This is a genomic window from Gemmobacter sp. (assembly GCF_016792925.1).
Lineage (GTDB): Bacteria > Pseudomonadota > Alphaproteobacteria > Rhodobacterales > Rhodobacteraceae > Gemmobacter.
This window is the reverse complement of record NZ_JAEULU010000027.1, coordinates 1-2,800: the sequence shown is the minus strand read 5'-3', so window position 1 is coordinate 2,800 and position 2,800 is coordinate 1. Positions and strand designations below refer to the sequence as shown.

Genomic DNA, 2,800 nt, shown 5'->3' with positions numbered 1-2,800 from the left:
GCTCTGGCAGCACAATGTGCAGGCGCTGACCTTCGGCGCCTGGCCGGGTTGGGTGGTGCCGTTTCTGCTGTTCCGCCTGTTCGACATCTGGAAGCCTTGGCTGGTGGGCCGGGCCGACCGGCGCGGCGACGCGGCGGGGGTGATGCTGGATGATCTCTGGGCCGGGCTTTTCGCTGGTCTAGGGTCAGTCGTGCTGGCGGCCATCTATCACATCTGGCTCAAGCCGATGATCGGGTGATTTCGTGATTTGTCAGCAAATTCTTGATTTTGCGCTGCGTTCTTCATGCAGTATCGCAACGGCCGAAAGCTGCACCGCCGGGATGATTTCAGCGGCGCTCACCGATCTGCCCGGCTCCTCGGCGGTATTTGACCGGGGCTTTGTCACCTATTCCAACGCCGCGAAAATGCAGATGCTGGGCGTCTTGCCCGCCACGCTGGAGGCCCATGGTGCGGTGTCGGAACAGGTCGCGCGCGAGATGGCGGAGGGCGCGTTGCGGCACTCTGCCGCACAGATCGCCGTGTCCGTCACCGGCATCGCAGGCCCCGGCGGGTCAGAGTTCAAGCCCGAGGGCCGGGTGTGTTTCGGCCTGGCCCGGCGCGGCCAGCCCTGTGTCACCGAAACCGTGGAGTTCGGCGCCCGGGGCCGCGCGCAGGTCCGGCTTGCGACGCGCGACCATGCCTTGCAGCTGATCCTGAGGGCGCTTCAGGCCTTGCCGTAAAGCTCCGCCGCCCGCGCCTCGAAGGCCCGCACCACCCGCTGCATCGCCTCATTGAACACCATGCCGATGATGCCTTGCAGGATGGCATTGCGGAACTCGAAATCCACAAAGAACTCCACCTCGCAGCCGCCCTCCACATCACGGAAGGCCCAAGTGCTTTTCAGAAATTTGAACGGCCCGTCAAGGTATTCGGTGTCGATCTTCTGCGCCTCGGGCCACAGCGTCACCCGGCTGCCAAAGCGTTCGCGGAACACCTTGAAGCTGATCACCAGATCGGCCTCCATCACCTCGCCGCCCGCGATGCGCCTGCGCGACCGGATGCGTGCCGCCGCCGTCCAGGGCAGGAATTTCGGATACGAGGCCACATCGGCCACCAGCATATACATCTGCTCGGCCCGATACGGCAGAACGCGCTTTTCGTGATGTCTGGGCATCTTGCTTCCGGCGTGACTTGTGCCTTGGTAATGTGTAAACCGGCGCCAGAAATCAAGAGGCCACCATGACCGAACCCGCCGCCGAACGCCCCTATCAGATCGACCAATTCATCTCGGCCAAGGCCATTGCCGCCCGGGTCGAGGCGCTTGGCGCCGAGATCACCGCCCATTACAAGGGCAGCGACCGCCTGGTGGTGGTGGGGCTGTTGCGCGGCTCTTTCATGTTCGTGGCCGATCTCATGCGCGAGATCGACCTGCCGGTCGAGGTCGATTTCCTCGAGGCCTCCAGCTATGGCAATGCCACCCACAGCTCCAAGGAAGTGCGTATCCTCAAGGACTTGCGCGGCGAGATTGCGGGCCGCGACGTGCTGGTGGTGGAGGACATCGTGGATAGCGGCTTCACGCTCAGCCATGTGCGGCGCCTGCTGGAAAGCCGCAACCCGGCCCGGCTGGAGGTCTGCGCCCTGCTCGACAAACCCTCGCGCCGCGAGATCGAGGTGCAGGCAACCTGGACCGGTTTCACCATCCCCGATGAATTCGTGGTGGGCTATGGGCTCGACTATGCGCAGCGCCATCGCAACCTGCCCTTCATCGGCAAGGTGCGCTTCCCCGAATGATCCTGCCCGACCGGCTTGGCCCCGGTTTGCGGCTGGTGTTTTGCGGCACCGCAGCCGGGGCGGTTTCGGCGCGCAAGGGGCATTACTATGCGGGGCCGGGCAATCTGTTCTGGCCCCTGCTGCATGAAACGGGCCTCACGCCGCGCCGCCTTGCGCCTGCGGAGGATGACCGCCTGCTGGCCCTTGGCATCGGCCTGACCGATCTGGCCAAAACCGCCAGTGGCGCCGATGCCGAGATCCCGCGAGAGGCTTGGGACGCGCCAGGGCTGTTCACCAAGATGAACACCTGTCAACCTTTTGCGCTGGCCTTTACCAGCCTCACCGCCGCGCGTCTGGCGCTTGGCGCCAAGGCGCTGCGTCCCGGCCCGCTGCCCGCCGATCCGCGCCTGCCGGGCATCGCGCTTTGGGCCCTGCCCTCGCCCTCGGGCCGGGCGCGCGGGCATTTTGACCCCCGGCCCTGGCAGGCTCTGGGGCAGGATCTGGCCCGTTTCACAGAAATGCGATGACCGCCACGCCGCTTCCGCGCTAGGCTGGCCGAAACGAGGAGGCCCGAATGCGCGCAATCCCCAGCCTTGCCGCCCTTGCCGTGATCGGTGGCGCCGCCGCTTGGTGGCTGACCGCCCCCAGCCCGCTGCCGCCCGATGCCACCGCCGGCCTCACCGGCGATGCCAAGGCGGGCGAGCAGGTGTTCTGGACCGCGGGCTGCGCCTCCTGCCACATGGCCCCCGAGGCCAAGGGCGCGGCGCAGCTGGTGCTGTCGGGCGGGCAGCCCTTCCCCTCGCCCTTCGGCACCTTCAAGGCGCCCAATATCTCGCCCTCACCCCAAGGCATTGGCGGCTGGACGCTGGCGCAATTTGCCGATGCCGTCACCCGGGGCGTCTCGCCCGAGGGGGCGCATTACTACCCTGCCTTTCCCTATGCCTCCTATGTGCGGATGGAATTGCAGGATGTCGCCGATCTGAAGGCCTTCATGGACGGCCTGCCGCCCTCCGATGCCGCGAGCCAGCCGCATGAGATCGGCTTTCCGTTC

6 protein-coding genes are annotated in these 2,800 nt (G+C 66.2%); 5 read left to right on the top strand and 1 reads right to left on the bottom strand.

Features of this window, described 5'->3' with window-relative positions; all coding sequences use genetic code 11:
- Together JNN06_RS01510 and JNN06_RS01505 are read left to right on the top strand one after the other, a co-directional pair.
- Positions 1-238: phosphatidylglycerophosphatase A (locus JNN06_RS01510; RefSeq protein ID WP_291237834.1), on the top strand; the 238-nt coding region annotated here is incomplete at its 5' end.
- Between the two features lie 4 nt (positions 239-242).
- Positions 243-719, top strand: coding sequence for a CinA family protein (locus JNN06_RS01505; RefSeq protein WP_291237833.1), 477 nt, complete (start codon positions 243-245; stop codon positions 717-719).
- On the opposite strand, the gene JNN06_RS01500 is transcribed toward JNN06_RS01505, so the two are convergent.
- Complete coding sequence (locus tag JNN06_RS01500) at positions 704-1,153, bottom strand: type II toxin-antitoxin system RatA family toxin (RefSeq protein ID WP_291237832.1); 450 nt, start codon at positions 1,151-1,153, stop codon at positions 704-706. The two genes, JNN06_RS01505 and JNN06_RS01500, sit on opposite strands and share 16 nt — an antisense overlap.
- A gap of 65 nt (positions 1,154-1,218) precedes the next feature.
- Between JNN06_RS01500 and hpt the strand changes: the two genes are divergently transcribed.
- From hpt to JNN06_RS01485, 3 genes are all read left to right on the top strand, one after another.
- The gene (hpt, locus tag JNN06_RS01495) at positions 1,219-1,770 is read left to right on the top strand and encodes a hypoxanthine phosphoribosyltransferase (protein ID WP_291237831.1); all 552 of its coding nucleotides are present in this window, start codon (positions 1,219-1,221) and stop codon (positions 1,768-1,770) included.
- Positions 1,767-2,276 (top strand): mismatch-specific DNA-glycosylase, encoded by a 510-nt coding sequence (locus JNN06_RS01490; RefSeq protein ID WP_291237830.1) that lies wholly within the window; start codon positions 1,767-1,769, stop codon positions 2,274-2,276. Before hpt ends, JNN06_RS01490 begins: the two co-directional genes overlap by 4 nt.
- 47 nt (positions 2,277-2,323) lie before the next feature.
- Positions 2,324-2,800 (top strand): c-type cytochrome (locus tag JNN06_RS01485; protein ID WP_291237829.1); only part of this gene is annotated, 477 nt, incomplete at its 3' end.

Excerpts from the sequence above, each read along its gene's own strand:
- JNN06_RS01500 (WP_291237832.1), bottom strand. The coding sequence starts at position 1,153 with ATGCCCAGACATCACGAAAAGCGCGTTCTGCCGTATCGGGCCGAGCAG.
- hpt (WP_291237831.1), top strand. The coding sequence starts at position 1,219 with ATGACCGAACCCGCCGCCGAACGCCCCTATCAGATCGACCAATTCATC.
- JNN06_RS01490 (WP_291237830.1), top strand. The coding sequence starts at position 1,767 with ATGATCCTGCCCGACCGGCTTGGCCCCGGTTTGCGGCTGGTGTTTTGC.